A 16,160-nucleotide genomic window follows, 5' to 3' on the forward strand; every position below is an offset into this window, starting at 1 on the left:
CGTTCGACTCCGAGACCGACGCCCACCGCCGGGCCAGAGAACTCTCGGACGACGGCGACTCGCCGGTCAAGGTCCAGCGGGCCGCGCCGCAGGACCCCGACGACGTGGACGGCTATCTGGTCGCGTGGCCGGAGCGCCGGACGCGGACCCCGGAGGGGTCGCCGACCGAGGGACTGACGTTCGACACCGAGGCCAACCAATACGGTGCGCTCGGCGAGGCGCTCGTCTGCACGCCCGCGGTGAACCCGCCGCTGTTGACCCACTTCGCGCAGGTAGACGCCGACCTCGCCGAGAGCGAATTCGACGCCGAGGACCTGCGGGTCGAACTCGACACCGACCCCGACCCGGTGTCGGTCCGGTCGGACCGGCGGTGGGAACCCGACTGCCGCGCGGTCGTCCGGACGGGTCCCGGCCGGCCGGTCCTCACCGAGTACTGGTGCGAGGTCAAGGCCGGGGACGGGTCGTTCGAGCGGAGTCAGCGCGAGGCCATGCGGGCGAAGGCCCGCGAGGCGACCGTCCTCAAGATTCGCGTGGAGTTGGACGACCTGCCCGACAGGTACACCGCGTGGGTCAGGAAAGTGAGTCCCGAAGGCGGCGAGGCAGACGAGAGCGAGCGGTATCGCGTCAACGCCAGTCTGGACAGTTTCTGAGCGTCGGTCGCCCGCGGACTCACTGGCGCTCCTCGCCGAGTTCCACCTCGACCGCGACCTCGTTGCGGCGCATGAACGGCGGGGTCCACGGGTCGTCGTACTGGAAGACCACGGCGCCGTGGGGTTCGACCTCGCGGCCGTCGAGCGCGTCGCGCATCTCCCGGAGGTTCCGCTCGACGCGGTCGTCGGTCGCGTACCACGAGAACCGCCGGACCGCGAGCGTTCGGGGCGGTTCGACCACGAGTCGGACACGGGGGTCGGTGGGCGTCGGCGCGCTCCCGGGCGTGTACTCGGCCGGGAGGTAGAACGCCATGGTGACGCCGCCGTCCGGCCCGTCCGACCCGGCGGACGTGCGGACCGGCGCGGTCATCGGCACGTTCTCGCCGCCGGTCAGCGCGGTGCGGACCGGGGCCGTCGTCGGCACGTCGGTGCCCGCCGCGTCGGTCGCCACGGGCGCGGTCATCGAGAGTTCCTCGTCGGCCGCGTTCTCGCCGGAGATGTACCGGAAGAGGCGACCGAAGGCGGTGGACTGGTCGTCGGCCGTCGTCTCCACGAGGACCGTCCGGGGGTATCGACGGAGTTCCACGCCGTCGAACGTGTCGATGGTCTCGGCGGGCACGCGCTCGGTCGTGCGACGACGTAGGCTCCCCAACCGACCCACGCGGCGAGGAGTCCGCCGGCGCCCGCCAGCAGCGCCTTGGTTCTGGTGCGCATACGTCGGGTACGACCGAGAGGGTGAAAAGTTCGCGCGACGAGTTCACGCCGACCGAAGCGAAATCTACGCGCCGAGTCGCCCGACGCCCTCCGCGTCCGGCCCGGGGACGGACCCGTGGCACTTCGACGTATTTTTAGGTAGCGTCCTCTTTCTGACCCGTATGGCAGACTTTCAGGTCGTCGTCGCGGACCCCGACTCCGGGGCGACCTACCAGCGCGACGTGGACGGACAGGACGCGAACCGATTCCTCGGCAAATCCATCGGCGAGGAAGTCGACGGCGGCGCGGTCGGTCTCGACGGCTACACGGTCGAGATTACCGGCGGCTCCGACGACGCGGGTCGTCCGATGCGCGGCGACGTCGCGGGTCCGGACCTCAAGGAAGTCCTCCTCGACGGCGGCGTCGGCTACGAACCCAAGCGCGACGGCGAGCGCAAGCGCGTGACCGTCCGCGGCGCGGAAGCCAGCGACGCGACGGCCCAGCTCAACGTCAAAATCACCGAGCGCGGCGACGAGTCCGTCGAGGACCTCTTCGGCGAAGGCGGCGACGAGGAAGACGACGAGTAGAGCGCAGTTCGACCGTAGCGGTTTTCTCTCTCACGCTCAAATTCTCAGTCAGCACTTGCTATGGCCGACCGCATCTCCAGCGACCACTCCTCGCTGACGACAGTCCGCGCGACGCTCGTCCGAAGCGGCGGACTCGACCGCCCGAAAGTCGAGATTCCCGCGGAGCACGCCGCCGACGACCGATTTCCGGACGGCGAACTCGTCCGCGTCGTCGCCGACGACACCGAGTACCGCGCCCACATCGAGTCGCCGCTGACCGACGACGGCCGCGAGATTCGCGGTCTCTACGAGTCGCCGACCCTCGCGCGCAACCCCGAAGACGGCGAGAACCACCTCTCGACGTGGGCCGAGGGGACCGGCGTCGAGTTCGGCCAGTCCGTCCTCGTGGACGTCATCGAACCCGGATTCAAGTACGGCCTGCGCGAACCCGGCGAGCGAACGTTCTACGAGGCCACCGAGTCGCCCGACGAGAGTCTGAGCGACATCGCAGAGCAACTCGACGGATGAGCGAGGAGCGTTGGGCGAGGAGAAGCGGCGACCGACGAGACACGCCGGATTCTCACTGATTCTGATTCTCCTGCGTACTCCGTCCCGTATCCTCGTCCCGACACCGAGTACCAAGACTTTTAGCCCGTAACGTCCCGTGTGAAACCATGAGCGACGACGCCGAGGACCACGCGGAGTTGGAGGACGACGGGCCGGTTTCCGAGGACCTGACCGACGAGGAACTCGAAGCACTCGCCGAGGAGGACCCGGCCGCGGCGTTCGAGCAGACGGGCGACGTTCCCGGCACGCACCTCCGCGCGGCGGAGTTCTGGGACGACATCCTCGCGGACATGGAGGCGACTGCCGGAGAGTACGAGAGCGACGGGTGGGACACCCTGCAACTCCACCCCGGCGACGTGACCGCGCTCGTGCCAGACGAGGACGACGAGCGGTTCGGTATCGACGTGCTGGTCCCGGACGACGAGTTCGGGGAACTCGAAACGCTGCTCGAAGACGAGGTGACCTTCGACGCCTACGAGGTGTTTCAAGCGACGGGAGACGGACTCGTGTTGTTCGTGGTCGCCATGGAGGACTCCGACGCGGAGACGGCCGTCCTCTATCCGGCCTACTACGACGCCCAGAACGCGCAGGGGATGCTCGCGGCCGCCCGGACCGCCGGAGAGATGCGGACCTACGTTCGGACGCTGACGAACGAGCAAATCGAGTTCACCCACGACGAACCCGGGAACTTCGGACCGCCGACGGGCGAGGGCGACGACGCCGTCGAGCAGTGACGCTCCGGCAGCGACCCGCGTTCAGTTTTCCGCGGTCGAAGGCTCCGATAACTGTTCTGCGCGCCGACGGATTACCTCGTCGTCGAGTGCGGCGAGGAGCGCGTCGTCGTCCAGATGCTCGGCGAGTCGCCGCTGGCCGCGCGCTCGGCGGGTCGCTATCTCGTCGGAGTCGAGGTACGTCTCCAGCGAGCGGTCGATGACCTCCTCGCGGACGCGTTCCACCGTCGCCTCGTCGCGGTCGAGGTCGTCGGGGACTCGGTGGTCGTGGAACCACTCCACCCACCGGTCTCGGTCGTCCCACTCGGCGTCGAGTTCGGCGGCCCGACGCCGCCAGTCGTACGGTTCGAGCGCCTCGTCCCAGTATCCCCGCTCTCGGCGGACGTCCCTGATGACGTTCTGGCCGACCGCCGCCCCGTGGCCGGCGGCGATAATCGCTTGGTCGGTGCGGTCCGCGAGTACCCCGGCGACGTAGAGGTTCGGGACGGGCGTCCGCCCGTCGTCGTCCGGGTAGTCGCGGGCGAACCGTTCGCGCTCCTCGCCGTGGTGTTCGTCCTTCTCGAACAGCGCGGCGTCGTCGTCCAGACCGCGGAGGTACTCGCCGTCGTACTTCGTCGCGGCGACGACTCGACGCGCCGTCATGTCGCGTCCTTCCGCCGTCTCGACGCGAAAGCCAGCGGCGTCCGAATCGACGCGACCGACGGTCGTGACGCGTTCGGAGACGAGAGTGCAACCGACCTCCCGGACGTGGTCGTGCATCAGCGCGTACAGCGTCTCGACGTCGATACCCGCTGGGAATCCGAGGTAGTTCTCCAGATGCGCGCAACTGGCGATGGACGACCGACCGCGGTCGAAGAGGACCGTGTCGAGTCCGTACCGCGCCGTGAACACGCCCGCGGAGCAACCGGTCGGGCCGCCGCCGACGATGGCCACGTCGTACTCGAAGTCCGCGTCTGAGCCTACGGAATCTGTCATACGATGTAGGTGGGCCGAAGAACCACTTAGATATTTTGGTCGGCCTAAAAATCGGCGCGTCTGCGCTTCGCGGTCTCGACACGGCGGCCGCTCCGCTATCAGGTTCGTCAGTAACGGTCCCGAGTGCGGACGAACGGAAGCAATCGCTCAGCGGGAGAATACCGTCGAGAGAGCGTCGCCAAGAGGAGTTGGGTCACTCCCGTTCACAGGTTCGGCGGCGCTCAGTCGTCGGCCTGCGCGCTCGCGTCGGCGTCGTCTTTGGCCTCCATCTCGTGGCCGCAGTTCGGGCACGCTAGTTCGTCGTGACGGAGTTCCTCGCTGGCCGACCGGACTTCGCGCATCACGTCGGAGATGCGGTCTTCGGCCTCTAGTTCCTCCTCGACCGAGAGGTCCACGCCCTCGACTTCGAGCAGGAACTTGGCGACTTCGGTCACTTCGTACATCATGTCGTCGAGTTCCTCGGCCGTGAAGAATCCCGACATCGCGCCGTAGAGGAACGTCGCACCGGCCTGCCGCACCTTGTCCTCGAACGAGGACCGGGCCTGATTGACCGCCTGCGGGGTGTAGGTGTCGGTCATGAACGGGACGAGTTCCGGCAGGTTCTCGCCGATTTTGGTCATCTCGACGCCGGTCTCGGTCCGGAAGTCGGCGCAGAGGCGGGCGATGGCCCACTCGCGGGCGGTGATGTACGTCCGGTCGCGCAGGAACTCGTTGACCCGGTCGTACTGCGCGCCGTCCATCTTCTGGAACCTCGCGTACTTCTGGACGTCGGCGGGGACGTCCGCGGACGGCGTCTCGGCGGACTCGTCGCGCTCCTGCTCGGGCCGAGTGGTCTCGGACTCGTCGGTCACGGCGTCGGTGTCGGGGTCGTCGCGCTCCTGCTCGGCGTCGGCGGTCTCAGCGTCGTCGGTCGCGGCGTCGGCCGGTTCGGTCTCCGAGTCGGTCGCGGAAGAATCGTCGTCGGACCGTCGGACCTCGCTGTCGGTTTCCGGGGTGCGAGGCGTTTCACCGCGGGCGTCCTGGTTGTCGTTTTCGGTCGGACGCGGTTGGTCGTCTGCCATGAATCGGGGTTACGAGTGGAGGTGGAAAAGCGTGTCGTCTGGCGGTTGTTCACACACTGTAGCGTCCACACAACTGTTTTGACGCCGGGGCCGGTTGGGGCAGGTATGAACGTCTTACTCGGCATCGGCGGCAGCGAAGACTCCCTCCGCGCGCTCGACGAGACCATAGAGCGCGCGAAGGCCACGGGCGACGACCTGACGGTAGTCATCCTCGAAAACCCCGAGAGCGACCGCGATACCGAAGACATCGAGTCGGCGGTGTTCGAGGCGCTGGAATCCGCCGAGTTCACCGCCGGGGTCCGGCACCTCTCGGGCGACCCCGGAAGCCAACTCGTGGACCTCGCCGAACGCGAAGGGTTCGACCAGATTGTCCTCGGCGGCGGCCAGCGCAGTCCGATGGGGAAGATACAGCTGGGCCACATCTCGGAGTTCGTCCTGCTGAACTCCCCGGTCAGCGTCAAACTGGTACGATGACTCGCGACGACCGCGAGTACCCCGACGGGGAGGCCGACTCCTTCCGGGAACCGCCGGTGTCGTTCACCGACAAGGAGGACCGCGAGATAGAGATTCGACCGTACGAGGACGGGGACTTCGAGGCCCTCGTGGAGATGTACACCGACTTCGACCCCGCGGACCGCGCGCAGGGCATCCCGCCGGCCACCGAGTCGCAGGTCCGCGACTGGTTCGAGAACCTGCTGGAGGGCCTGAACGTCGTCGCGTGGCACGACGACCGAGCGGTCGGCCACGCCACGCTGGTCCCCGACGAGGAGTCCTACGAACTCGCCATCTTCGTGCATCAGGAGTACCAGCGCGCTGGCACCGGGTCGAGACTCATCCGAGCGCTGTTGGGTCACGGACAGGCCAACGGCGTGGAGCAGGTCTGGCTGACGGTCGAACGCTGGAACCACGCCGCCGTCAACCTCTACGAGTCGGTCGGGTTCGAGACCCACGGCACCGAGAGCTTCGAGTTGGAGATGGTGCTGCGGTTGTAAGACGGTCTCTCGCTCGCGCTGCTCGTTCCAGTCCTCTCAGTCCGCTCGCTCACGTTCGTTCACTCGCGGTAGAACAGTTCACACCGACAGCACGGGCTGGCTCGCGTACAGCAGGACGTACTCGGCGGCCTTCTCCAGCACTTCGCCGGGTTCACCGCTGAGGGGTTCGCGGGGGATGACGAGGAAGTCCGCGTCGATGTCCTCGGCGGTGTCGAGGACCGCGCTTCCGGGATGCTGGGTCTTTCTGACGGTCGAGAACCCGTACGCGTTCGAAGTGGAGACGCTCACGTCGGAGTCCGCCGCGAGGTCCCGCACTCGGTCCAGAAACGTCTCGGTCTCCGAGACGACGTCCTCCTCGGCGACCGCTCCGCTCTCGATGCTCCGGACGAGTTCCTCGCCGAGGACGTACATCGCGTGGACCGAAGCGCCGTACTGTTCGGCGATGGCGACGGCGTACTCGACGGCGTCGGCCGACTCGTCGCTCCCGTCGACTGGGACGAGGACGCTATCGACTTCGAGCGGCGGTTCGGTCATGTGCGTACGTGTGAGGCCGCCCGGCAAAAATCCTCGCTTCGCAACGCGGCCGAGGAGCGACTCGGTTTCCCCGGAACCGACGCGCGTTCCGGCCGGCCGCGTCGGCGCTTCGATTCCGCGATTCCAAACGTTCAAACCCGAAGACGACCAACCTCGCCCCAGTGACGTCCAGCGATTCGTGGCTCGACGTGTTCGGTCACCCGGAACCCTACGACGAGCAGGTGGACGGCATCGAGACGGCCATCGACACCGCCGGGGAGGGCGGGTTCACGGTCGTGGAGGGTGCCTGCGGAACTGGCAAGACCATGCTGGCGCTGACCGCGGGCATCCACCTCGTCCGCGACCCCGACAGCGACTACGAGCGCGTGGTCGTCCTCACCAGCGTCAAGCAGCAACTCCGGCAGTTCGAGACGGACCTCCGGACCATCAACTCGAACCTGCCGACCGACTGGGACCCCGTGACCGGACTCACCCTCGTCGGGAAGGCCGACGTTTGCCCCTACAACCGCGAGAACGCGGGCGGCATCGACGACGGCAACGTCTACGAGCGGTGCGAGTCGCTCCGGGAGGACACCCGCGCGATAACCGGGGAGGGTGGCTCGACCACCGCGGAGAACCTCGTCTCGCGCGCCCAGAGCCAGCAGACCGGACTGGCCGACTCCGGCGCGCAGGGCCGGGCCGCGGCGTCGTACCTCGAAACGGCGGGTGAACCGACGCCCTACCCGCCGGAGATGCCCGAGTACGACGACGTGGAGTACTGCCCGTTCTACGCCCAGTTCCTCGAAGACGTGCCCGAGGACGGCGACCCCGTGGAGGCCGTCCCCTTCGACTTCGACGGGATGGGACACATCGACACCGAGGAGTTGGTCTCGCTCTCGGTCCAGCACGGCACCTGCCCTCACTCGATGATGGGCGCGATACTGGGCCACGCGGAGGTGGTCGTTGGGAATTACTACCACGCATTCGACCCCGTAACGACCGGCGGATTCACGGGCGCGCTGCTGGACGACTCCACCTTCGTCGTCTGCGACGAGGCCCACATGCTCGAACCCCGCGTCCGGGACCTCGTGAGCGACGCGGTGGGCGACAAGACGCTGCGGGACGCCGAGTCGGAACTCACGCGGGTCGTTCAGCCGCTCAAGTTCGACGGCGACAAGGAGACCCACACGACCGCCGACGCCGACCTCGTCCGGGGCGAACTCGAAGACAGCGACGTGTCGCTGTCGGACATCGAGGCGACCCGCGACTTCTTCCGGGACCTCCGCGAGGAACTGGACCGCCGGGTCACGGCCCACCTCGAACGCGAGCACCGGGGCTGGAAGTCGAACCTCCACGACCTGCCCGACGACGAGATTCCCCTGCGCGACCCTACGGAGCCCCAACCCGACGAAATTTCGGAGTGGGCCGAGTCGGCGGGCCACCACGACGGCGTCTGGGTCAAGGCCGAAGCCGTGGGCGCAGTGGTCGCGCGCATCCTGAACGAGGCCGAGGACGAGGAGAAGGAGCGCGCCGCCCCCGCCGCGGGCAGGGTTCTCGGCGAGTGGTACCGCAACGACCACGAGCGCTACTTCCGGGAGATAGAACTCGAACGGACGTGGAACGAGAAGGAACCCGACACCTCGTGGCGGCGGGCGTACAACGCCAGCCTCGCCATGCAGAACTGCGTGCCCAGCGACGCCATCGGCGAGCAGCTCGCGGAGTTCGGCGGCGGCGTCCTGATGAGCGCGACCCTCGAACCCATCGACGTGTTCGAGGAGGTGACGGGCCTGAATCATATGGCGGGCGAGGAAGGTCGTCCGGTCGTCGAGCGGACCTACGGGCTGAACTTCCCCGAGGAGAACCGCGAGAGCTTCGCGGTGGACGCCCCGAAGTTCACCTACGACAATCGAGGGGCACCGGGAGAAGAGACCCAAGCCCGGCGGATGTACGCCGACGCGCTCCGCGAGGTGGCGACCGAGACGCCGGGCAACGTCCTCGTCGGGATGCCCAACTACGCCGAGGCCGAGTGGGCCGCCGAGACCCTCCGGGAGAACTCGCGCGTCGAGAAAGCGGTCCTGCTCGACGCGAGCACCGACGACGACGTGACCGAGGACCTCAAGGCCGAGTTCTTCGGGGGCGACGGCAAGGTCCTCGTGACGAGTCTCCGGGGGACGCTCACCGAGGGCGTCGATTACGAGGGCGACAAACTCAGCGCCGCGGTGGTCTGCGGAGTCCCCATCATCAACACCGCCAGCCCCCGGACCAAGGCGGTTCGCACGGCCTACGACCGCGCGTTCGGCGACGGCTTCGAGTACGCGCTCACGGTCCCCGCCGTCAGGAAGGCCCGGCAGGCGCTCGGCCGGGTGATTCGCGGCCCGGAGGAGGTCGGCGTTCGCGTCCTCGTGGACTCGCGCTACGCCCGCGACTCGTGGGACAGCGTCCGGAAGTACTTCCCCGAGACCGAGCGCGAGGAGTTCCAGCCCGTGAGTCCCGACATGCTGTCGCTCGGACTGGAGCGGTTCTGGCGCGGGCAGGAGTAGGTGTTCTCGGTCGGGAGCGCTCCGACTACGCCCGCCCCGAGGTCACGTCGATTTCAGCGGTCTGCGAGAACGTCCTGTCGTCACGTTCGTCGCGGCGTTCGCGCAGACGCTCGCGGAGGTCGGCCTCGAACGCGTCCTTCTCGTCGCCGAACCGCTCCGGCGAGCAGAACGACAGCGAGAAGACGTAGCCCACGGCTTCGTCTATCGTCCACTCGCGCTCGACCCGGAGCGTTCGGACCTCCACGTCGGCGAACCCGCGGGCTTCGAGCAGTTCGTCCCACGGGTCGTCATACTCCTCGACCGGACCGGTTCGCTCAGGCAGGTCGTCGAGGTACTCGTCGGCGACGTCGTACGCCGCCGCCTCCCAATCCTCCACTCCCCTCGTGAGCCACTCGGTGTCGGCGACAGTGGCTACGCCGCCGCCCGGTTCGGTCATCCGATGGACGCAGTCGAGGGTCGCGCCCTGCTGCATCCAGTGGAACGACCGGCCCATCGTCGTGAGTCGGACGGTCCCGAGGTCGCTCCAGAGGCCCTCGCGCAGGTCGGCGTCGGACCCGACGACCCACTCGACGTTCTCCACCCCGGCCTCTCTGGCCTTCCGGCGGGCCTCTCGAAGCATCTCCTCGTTCGGGTCCATCCCGACCACCTCGCCGACGCGGGCCGCGAGGGGGATAGCGAGCTGGCCCGTCCCACACCCGAGGTCGAGGACGCTGGCGGACTCGTCTAACTCGAATCGGTCTTCGAGGTACCGGACGACGCGCTCGCCGTAGTCGGGGCGATACTCGGCGTAGTACTCCTCGGTCCCGTCGAACCGAGAGGTCGAATCGTCGTCGCTCATAGTTCGCCTTCGTGACCGCGCTCGGAGAAAGCGTCGCTCGATGACGGTTCTCGCGTCGCACCGCTACCGCGCCCTCGGCCACCTCGTCCACTTTCACTTTCACCGCGCCCATGGCTCGCGTTTAACCCCGTCAGGCGACTATCCTGTATCACCCAACGGGAGGCAATTAAATGAAACAACCAGCCACCCCACCCGCCGACGAAGCGGCCGTCCGAATCGAGTCGTACGAGCGTACCAACAGCGACGGGAACCCGGAACTCGTCCTCTACAACCCCGACGAGAGCCACGAGTGGATAAACGCCGCACCGGCGAGTACCGTCGAACTGGAGGACTGGCGATGAGCGCGGAACGCGACGCGGCGGAGAGCGACGCGCCCGAACGCACCGCGGAGTACTACGTCGTCAGTCCGTCGCCGACCACGAAGAAGCGCCACCGACCGGACGAGACCGGCGACGAACCTGCGTGTCGGGCGTTCCTCCACCGGGACGACGCCGAGTGGCGGAAACTCACGCCCCGCCAGACGGTCTTCTACGACGACTGCACGAACTGCTTCCCTCGCGAGTCGTAGTCCGTCACCGCTCCTCGACGACCTCGCGCTCCCGCCCGCCACCGGACACGACGTGCGCGTCCTCGGGGGCGAACCCGACCAACAGGCGTTCGGTCTCGGGTCGCTCGGCCATCCGGAGGGTCACGTCCCGGCCCTGCCACTCCAGATGCACGCGGAACGACTCGCCGAGGAACTCCACCGTCTCCACGCTCGCCTCGAAGGCGTTTCGATTGGCGTCGCGGACCAGATGCTCCGGGCGGACGCAGAAGACGACCTCGCTCCCGTCCGGGGCGTCGAGGGCGAGGTGGAAGGAGGTCCCGCCGACGCGGACCGCCCCGTCGTCGGCCTCGCCCGCGAAGACGTTGTTCTCGCCGAGGAACTCCGCGACGAACCGGGTGTTCGGGCGGCGGTACACGTCCTCCGGCCGACCGACCTGCTCGACGCGGCCGTCGCTCATCACCGCCACCCTGTCGCTCACCGCGAGGGCCTCCTCTTGGTCGTGGGTGACGTAGACGGTCGTAATCCCCAACTCGGACTGGATGGCCTTGACCTGCGTCCGGAGGGTCTGGCGGAGTCTGGCGTCGAGCGCGCTCATGGGTTCGTCGAGCAGGAGCACGTCCGGGCCGGGCGCGAGCGCCCGCGCCAGCGCGACGCGCTGGCGCTGTCCGCCCGAGAGTTCGCCCGGAGCGCGGTCCTCGAAGCCCGGTAGGTCCACCAGTTCGAGCAGGTCGGCCACGCGGGCCGCCTTCGACTGACCGCCGGGCGGGTCCCGGAATCGTAGGCCGTAGCCGACGTTCTCGCCCACGGTCATGTGCGAGAACAGCGCGTAGTTCTGGAAGACGATGCCCACGTCGCGGTCCTCCGGGGGAACCCCGGTCATCTCCCGACCGCCGAATCGAACCGTCCCCGAGTCCGGCGACTCGAACCCGGCGATGGCTCTGAGTGTGGTCGTCTTCCCGCACCCCGAGGGACCGACGAGCGTGAAGAACTCGCCGTCGTCCACGTCGAGGCTCACGTCCCGCAGGGCGGTCACACCGTCGAACGACTTCGAGATGCCGTCCAACCGCAGGTCACTCACGCCTCCCACCTCCGGCGGCGTTCGTGGCTTGCGCCGCCTCGCCTCGGGAGGCGTTCGTCCCTCACGCCTCCCACCTCCCACCGAGTCGGTCCACGACGACGAAACTGAGGCTGGTGACGACCAGCAGGACCGTCCCCATCGCGGTCGCGGGACCGAGCGTGCGGTTGCCGATATAGCGCTCGACGGCGACTGGCATCGTGTAGCTACTGCTTCCGGTGGCCAAAATCACCGTCGAATCGAACTCGCCGATGCTGATGGCGAAGGCGAAGGCGGCCCCGGCCGCGACGCCCGACGCCACGAGCGGGAGTTCCACGTCGAGCAACGCCCGGACGCGGGTCGCGCCGAGCGCCCGCGCCGACTCCACGACCGAGCGGTCCACCCCCGCCAGCAGGGGCGAGACGTTCCGGACCACGAAGGGGTAGGCCGCGACGGCGTGGGCCGCGACGATGGCGACCGGTCCCGTGACCTGCAGGCGGTGACCGAACAGTTCGACCCCGAAGACTAGTCCCCGGAGCATGCCGAGACCGACGACGACGCCGCTGACCGCGAGCGGGGCCATCGCCGCGGCGTCCGCGAGTCTGCCGCGCTCGCCGCCCCGCGAGGTGAGGACCGAGACGGTGACGCCCATCGGGAGCGCGACCAGCAGGGCGGCGACGCCGAACAGGAGGGAGTTGCGGACCGCGACGCCGGGCTTGGTCTGAAACGACGCCCCTTCGACCTGTCGCTGGACGAGGAACTGGTAGTACTGGAGGGTGACGCCGTTGGGTCCGGTCAGGCTCTCGGTCACCATGGTCGCTATCGGACCGACGAACACCACGGCGACCACGAGCGCGTAGGTGACGACGCCTGCGCGTTCGAGCGCGGCGAGCGCCGAGGGCGACTCGGGGAGGAGTCGCTTGCGGGGCGGCGGGTTCGCGGCCCGGCCGCCGCCCGACTGGCGCGCCTCGTACCGGAGGTAGCCGTAGGTCAGCGCGAGCGAGACGACGGTCTCGGCCACCGCGAGCGTCGCGGCCTCCGCGTACTCCAACTCCTGCACAAGCGAGTAGACCCACACCTCGACCGTGGCGAGTCGGAACCCGCCGAGCGCCAGCACGATGGGGAACGACATGAACGTGAAGACGAACGTCAGGAGCGCGCCCGTCAGAACCGCGGGCAGGAGTTGGGGTGCCAGCACGTCCCGGAACGCGCGCCACGGGTTCGCGCCGAGCGACCGAGCGGTCTCGACCATCCGGGCGTCCACGCTCTCCCACGCCGCCGTCGTGACGCGGGCGACCAGCGGCGCGTTGTAGAAGGCGTGGGCGACCACGATGGCTTCGAGCGTGAACAGCAGGTTCACGCGGCCGACCCCGAGCGCCGCGAGCAGGTCGTTCAGCGGGCCGTTCGTGCCGAAGAAGGCGACGAAACCGATGGCGACCATGATGGAGGGCATCACGAACGGGAGGATGGTCAGCGACCGGAGCGTCCGCCTGCCGGGGAACTCGTAGCGCGAGAGGACGTAGGCACCGGGCAGGCCGAGCAGGACGCTCGCAATCGTCGAGAGGAGCGCCTGATACGCGGTGAACCCGAACAGGCCGAGGGGCGAGTCGGCGGCGACCGACGCCACGTCGCCGAACTCCCCGGCGAAAACCGGGGCGAGCGCGCCGAAGTAGAACGGGTCGGTCAGCACGTCGGCGACCACGTCGGGGGTCCACTCGCCGCGACCCGAACCGCGTCGGCGAACACCGTGAGGACCGGGTAGTAGAAGACGACCGCGAGAACGACGGCAGTCGCGACTCCGAGGAGACCGATGGCGTGGCGTTCGAACCATCGGGCAGACCCACCGCGCCGCGTCGGTGCGCGCGGTTCGCCGGAGCGGGGCGTTCCGGAGGGGTCGGCGCGCTCGGCGGCGTCGCCGCGCCCGTCGGTGAGCACCCGACGACTTCCGTCTGAAGTCGTGTCCCCGCCGACCTCATCTCCGGATGTGTTCCCGCCGACCCCGTCTCCGGGTCCGTCGCCTCGGGTCACGCGCCGCTTACGACCCGCCCGCTATCTGGCGCGCCCACTCGTCCACCCACTGGTCCACGTTCCCCTGCAGTTCCTCGTAGGTGAAGGTGACGGGGTTCTCGGGCACCTTGGCGTACTTCTCGAACTCGTCGCTGAGCGGTGCCCAGTCGGTCGCGGGGAACTGGACGTTGAGTTGCGCTATTTTCTTCTGGGCCTGCTTCGAGAGCAGGAAGTTCATGAACGCTTCGGCGAGTTCCGGGTTGTCGGTGTCCGCGAACTTCGCCATCCCTTCGGGGTTGGCGTACCCCTGATTGTTCAGGAAGCCGACCTGATGCTTCGACAGGTCCTTGTCCTGCCGGTTCGCGTACACTTGGTCGGTCGAGTACGAGACCACCATCGGAGCCTCGCCGTTCTCGTAGGCGGTGTAGGCGTCGCTCCACGACCCCAGAATCGTGATGCCGTTGTCGTCGAGTTTCTTCCAGTAGTCGAGGTACTGGTCCTCGCCGATGGTGTTGACCGTCCACAGGAGGAACGCCCGGCCCGTGGCGGCGGTCTTGGCGTTCTGGACGATGAGGTCGCCCTGATAGCGGTCCTTCAGCAGGTCCTGAAACGTCTCGGGGGGTTTCTGTATCTCGTTGCCGTTGTAGACGAGACTGATGTATCCCGTGTCGTAGGGAATCGCCCGGTTCTCGGGGTCGAACTTGAGACCCTCCTTCACGTGGCCGTAGTGCGAGAGACCGTCGGCCACCGGTTCGAACAGACGCTTCTGGCCGAGTTTCTCGTCGATGCGGATGAGGTGGTCCACGTTGAGTCCGACGTACACGTCGGTGTCGATATCGACGCCCTGTGAGGCCTGCTGGATGTAGTGGTTGAGTTCGTTCTCGGGCGTCTCCCACTCGACGGTCACGTCGGGGTGGCGCTCCTCGAAGGTGTTCTTGAGCCACGCGCCCGGCGAGGAACTCGGCGCGTCCACGAACGAACTGTAGGTCGCGACCTTCAGCGTCCCGCTCAGACTGTCCTGCGTCGTGGTCTCGGCGGTCGTCTCCTCGGTAGTCGTCTGGGTCTCCGTCTCCGTGGTGGTCGTCGCCTGCTCGCTCTCGCCGCCACCCACGCATCCGGCGAGACCGAGAAGCGTCGTCGTCGCGCCGCTCTTCAGCACCGTGCGTCGTTTCATTACCGGGTGGTTACAGCCGGTGATACTTAATTGGCGTCATCCGCGCCGAGGGCGCGCGGTCGATAGCCGAAAGACTTTGACATGGGGGTTCGACGTGCGGAGTATGTCCGCTCGGCGACAATGGGTGTTAGCAGGTGTCCTCGTGCTGCTGGGCCTGCTCTCTGCCGCAGTGCTGTTCGACGTTCTCGGCACCGTCTTCTTCGCCGTTACGGTGGCGTACGTCCTCGTACCGCTTCACCAGCGTTTCGTCGAGCGAGGGATGCCGTCGTGGTGGGCCAGCGCCGCCTCGACGGTCGTCGCGTTCGTCGGCGTCCTCCTGTTCTTCGCGTCGTTCGGCTTTCTGGTCTACCGGCGACGAGACGACCTGCTCCGATTCCTCGTCGGACTCCCCGAGAGTTTCACCGTCGAACTACTCGGCGCGGCGTACACCATCGACGCCGGGGTCCTGACGGAACTCGCCCGCACGTACCTCGGGGCCGGAGTGATAGCACTGGCGCGACTCGCTCCGGTGCTGGCCCTCAAGGGGACGCTGTTCGCGCTGTTGGTGTTCGCACTGCTGGTACGGCGTCGAGAGGCGCGTCGTGCCCTGCTCGCGCCGATTCCCCACGCCTACAGGGACGTCGTGGCCGCGCTACACGAGCGCACCCGAGAGACGCTCTCGGCCATCTACGTACTGCAGGCCGCGACCGCCGTGGGCACCTTCCTCGTCGCGCTTCCGGTGTTCTACGTGCTGGGTTACGAATTCGTCTTCACGCTCGCGCTCGTGGCGGGGTTCCTCCAGTTCCTGCCCATCGTCGGCCCGTCGTTTCTGGTCGTCCTGCTGGCAGTTTACCGCCTGACCGCCAACGACGTGGTCGGGGCGGCGCTGGTCCTCGTCCTCGGCGGGGTCGTCGTCGGATGGCTCCCCGACGCGGTCATCCGGACGCGTCTGGCGCGCCAGACGGCCAACCTCCCGGGGAGTCTCTACTTCATCGGATTCACCGGCGGTCTGCTCAGTGTCGGTCCAATCGGGTTCATCGCGGGACCGCTGGTGGTCGCGCTCCTCGCTGAGGCCACCGAGTTGCTCGCCGCCGAGGTCAACGGGTACGACCGCGCGCAGACCGAGTAGGACACGCCGAAGTGGGAGAGTTCGTCGAGGGGAGTTCTCCGCTGTCGCAGTCCGCCAGATTCGAGTAGTAGATGGCTTCCCCGGTATCGCCGCGTTCGGGTCACGGCGGATGGAAGCGGGGTATCCCACCGCGCGGAACGCTCC

Annotated in this window: 15 protein-coding genes and 3 pseudogenes; 10 read left to right on the forward strand and 8 right to left on the reverse strand. The window is 67.9% G+C overall.

All coding sequences use genetic code 11. The annotated features are described in order from the left end of the window. Window positions 1-650, forward strand: a pseudogene (locus FXF75_RS16840) (hypothetical protein); the annotation flags it as partial. A 19-nt stretch (window positions 651-669) separates the two neighbouring features. Here FXF75_RS16840 and FXF75_RS16845 read toward each other — a convergent pair. Next, a pseudogene (locus FXF75_RS16845) lies at window positions 670-1,364 on the reverse strand (SOUL family heme-binding protein). A 161-nt stretch (window positions 1,365-1,525) separates the two neighbouring features. Between FXF75_RS16845 and FXF75_RS16850 the strand changes: the two are divergent. The 3 genes from FXF75_RS16850 (at window position 1,526) to FXF75_RS16860 (ending at window position 3,210) form a co-directional block, all read left to right on the forward strand. Then, on the forward strand, window positions 1,526-1,930 hold the full coding sequence (locus FXF75_RS16850) for a 30S ribosomal protein S6e (RefSeq protein ID WP_163523021.1): 405 nt from the start codon (window positions 1,526-1,528) through the stop codon (window positions 1,928-1,930). Window positions 1,931-1,990: 60 nt separating this feature from the next. Continuing rightward, complete coding sequence (locus FXF75_RS16855; protein ID WP_163523022.1) at window positions 1,991-2,437, forward strand: hypothetical protein; 447 nt, start codon at window positions 1,991-1,993, stop codon at window positions 2,435-2,437. A gap of 146 nt (window positions 2,438-2,583) precedes the next feature. Next, window positions 2,584-3,210 (forward strand): hypothetical protein, encoded by a 627-nt coding sequence (locus tag FXF75_RS16860; RefSeq protein WP_205427796.1) that lies wholly within the window; start codon window positions 2,584-2,586, stop codon window positions 3,208-3,210. A 21-nt stretch (window positions 3,211-3,231) separates the two neighbouring features. On the opposite strand, the gene FXF75_RS16865 is transcribed toward FXF75_RS16860, so the two are convergent. Next, a complete protein-coding gene (locus FXF75_RS16865; RefSeq protein ID WP_163523023.1) occupies window positions 3,232-4,182 on the reverse strand; it encodes an FAD-dependent oxidoreductase in 951 nt (316 codons plus the stop codon). Window positions 4,183-4,403: 221 nt separating this feature from the next. Beyond that, window positions 4,404-5,243 (reverse strand): DUF5806 family protein, encoded by an 840-nt coding sequence (locus tag FXF75_RS16870; RefSeq protein ID WP_163523024.1) that lies wholly within the window; start codon window positions 5,241-5,243, stop codon window positions 4,404-4,406. 105 nt (window positions 5,244-5,348) lie between these two features. On the opposite strand from FXF75_RS16870, the gene FXF75_RS16875 reads away from it, so the two are divergent. Both FXF75_RS16875 and FXF75_RS16880 read left to right on the forward strand, forming a co-directional pair. Then, window positions 5,349-5,717, forward strand: a complete 369-nt coding sequence (locus FXF75_RS16875; RefSeq protein WP_163523025.1) for a universal stress protein — start codon at window positions 5,349-5,351, stop codon at window positions 5,715-5,717. After that, window positions 5,714-6,235: a GNAT family N-acetyltransferase gene (locus FXF75_RS16880; RefSeq protein ID WP_163523026.1), complete on the forward strand. Its 522-nt coding sequence runs from the start codon at window positions 5,714-5,716 to the stop codon at window positions 6,233-6,235. The genes FXF75_RS16875 and FXF75_RS16880 overlap by 4 nt, the downstream gene beginning before the upstream one ends. 78 nt (window positions 6,236-6,313) lie before the next feature. Here FXF75_RS16880 and FXF75_RS16885 read toward each other — a convergent pair whose 3' ends face one another. Continuing rightward, a complete protein-coding gene (locus tag FXF75_RS16885) occupies window positions 6,314-6,769 on the reverse strand; it encodes a universal stress protein (RefSeq protein ID WP_163523027.1) in 456 nt (151 codons plus the stop codon). A gap of 161 nt (window positions 6,770-6,930) precedes the next feature. On the opposite strand from FXF75_RS16885, the gene FXF75_RS16890 reads away from it, so the two are divergent. After that, window positions 6,931-9,288 carry an ATP-dependent DNA helicase gene (locus FXF75_RS16890; RefSeq protein ID WP_309221853.1) on the forward strand — a complete coding sequence of 786 codons (2,358 nt, stop codon included), beginning with the start codon at window positions 6,931-6,933 and terminating at the stop codon, window positions 9,286-9,288. Between the two features lie 25 nt (window positions 9,289-9,313). Here the strand turns inward: FXF75_RS16890 and FXF75_RS16895 are convergent, their stop codons facing one another. Beyond that, on the reverse strand, window positions 9,314-10,126 hold the full coding sequence (locus FXF75_RS16895; protein ID WP_163523028.1) for a class I SAM-dependent methyltransferase: 813 nt from the start codon (window positions 10,124-10,126) through the stop codon (window positions 9,314-9,316). A gap of 170 nt (window positions 10,127-10,296) precedes the next feature. On the opposite strand from FXF75_RS16895, the gene FXF75_RS16900 reads away from it, so the two are divergent. Together FXF75_RS16900 and FXF75_RS16905 are read left to right on the forward strand one after the other, a co-directional pair. Further along, window positions 10,297-10,467 carry a hypothetical protein gene (locus FXF75_RS16900; RefSeq protein WP_163523029.1) on the forward strand — a complete coding sequence of 57 codons (171 nt, stop codon included), beginning with the start codon at window positions 10,297-10,299 and terminating at the stop codon, window positions 10,465-10,467. Continuing rightward, window positions 10,464-10,694, forward strand: a complete 231-nt coding sequence (locus tag FXF75_RS16905; protein WP_163523030.1) for a hypothetical protein — start codon at window positions 10,464-10,466, stop codon at window positions 10,692-10,694. The genes FXF75_RS16900 and FXF75_RS16905 overlap by 4 nt, the downstream gene beginning before the upstream one ends. Window positions 10,695-10,698: 4 nt before the next feature. On the opposite strand, the gene FXF75_RS16910 is transcribed toward FXF75_RS16905, so the two are convergent. The 3 genes and pseudogenes from FXF75_RS16910 to FXF75_RS16920 form a co-directional block, all read right to left on the reverse strand. Beyond that, complete coding sequence (locus FXF75_RS16910) at window positions 10,699-11,751, reverse strand: ABC transporter ATP-binding protein (protein WP_163523031.1); 1,053 nt, start codon at window positions 11,749-11,751, stop codon at window positions 10,699-10,701. Window positions 11,752-11,812: 61 nt separating this feature from the next. Further along, window positions 11,813-13,539 (reverse strand): annotated as a pseudogene (locus tag FXF75_RS16915) (ABC transporter permease). A gap of 223 nt (window positions 13,540-13,762) precedes the next feature. Continuing rightward, the gene (locus FXF75_RS16920; RefSeq protein ID WP_163523032.1) at window positions 13,763-14,908 is read right to left on the reverse strand and encodes a thiamine ABC transporter substrate binding subunit; all 1,146 of its coding nucleotides are present in this window, start codon (window positions 14,906-14,908) and stop codon (window positions 13,763-13,765) included. A gap of 103 nt (window positions 14,909-15,011) precedes the next feature. Here FXF75_RS16920 and FXF75_RS16925 point away from each other — a divergent pair, with 103 nt between their 5' ends. Continuing rightward, window positions 15,012-16,016, forward strand: a complete 1,005-nt coding sequence (locus tag FXF75_RS16925) for an AI-2E family transporter (protein ID WP_163523033.1) — start codon at window positions 15,012-15,014, stop codon at window positions 16,014-16,016. The last annotated feature ends 144 nt before the right edge of the window (window positions 16,017-16,160 follow it).

It is taken from the genome of Halorussus sp. MSC15.2, assembly GCF_010747475.1.
GTDB lineage: Archaea > Halobacteriota > Halobacteria > Halobacteriales > Haladaptataceae > Halorussus.

Excerpts from the sequence above, each read along its gene's own strand:
- FXF75_RS16850 (WP_163523021.1), top strand. The coding sequence starts at position 1,526 with ATGGCAGACTTTCAGGTCGTCGTCGCGGACCCCGACTCCGGGGCGACC.
- FXF75_RS16855 (WP_163523022.1), top strand. The coding sequence starts at position 1,991 with ATGGCCGACCGCATCTCCAGCGACCACTCCTCGCTGACGACAGTCCGC.
- FXF75_RS16860 (WP_205427796.1), top strand. The coding sequence starts at position 2,584 with ATGAGCGACGACGCCGAGGACCACGCGGAGTTGGAGGACGACGGGCCG.
- FXF75_RS16865 (WP_163523023.1), bottom strand. The coding sequence starts at position 4,182 with ATGACAGATTCCGTAGGCTCAGACGCGGACTTCGAGTACGACGTGGCC.
- FXF75_RS16870 (WP_163523024.1), bottom strand. The coding sequence starts at position 5,243 with ATGGCAGACGACCAACCGCGTCCGACCGAAAACGACAACCAGGACGCC.
- FXF75_RS16875 (WP_163523025.1), top strand. The coding sequence starts at position 5,349 with ATGAACGTCTTACTCGGCATCGGCGGCAGCGAAGACTCCCTCCGCGCG.
- FXF75_RS16880 (WP_163523026.1), top strand. The coding sequence starts at position 5,714 with ATGACTCGCGACGACCGCGAGTACCCCGACGGGGAGGCCGACTCCTTC.
- FXF75_RS16885 (WP_163523027.1), bottom strand. The coding sequence starts at position 6,769 with ATGACCGAACCGCCGCTCGAAGTCGATAGCGTCCTCGTCCCAGTCGAC.
- FXF75_RS16895 (WP_163523028.1), bottom strand. The coding sequence starts at position 10,126 with ATGAGCGACGACGATTCGACCTCTCGGTTCGACGGGACCGAGGAGTAC.
- FXF75_RS16900 (WP_163523029.1), top strand. The coding sequence starts at position 10,297 with ATGAAACAACCAGCCACCCCACCCGCCGACGAAGCGGCCGTCCGAATC.
- FXF75_RS16905 (WP_163523030.1), top strand. The coding sequence starts at position 10,464 with ATGAGCGCGGAACGCGACGCGGCGGAGAGCGACGCGCCCGAACGCACC.
- FXF75_RS16920 (WP_163523032.1), bottom strand. The coding sequence starts at position 14,908 with ATGAAACGACGCACGGTGCTGAAGAGCGGCGCGACGACGACGCTTCTC.
- FXF75_RS16925 (WP_163523033.1), top strand. The coding sequence starts at position 15,012 with ATGTCCGCTCGGCGACAATGGGTGTTAGCAGGTGTCCTCGTGCTGCTG.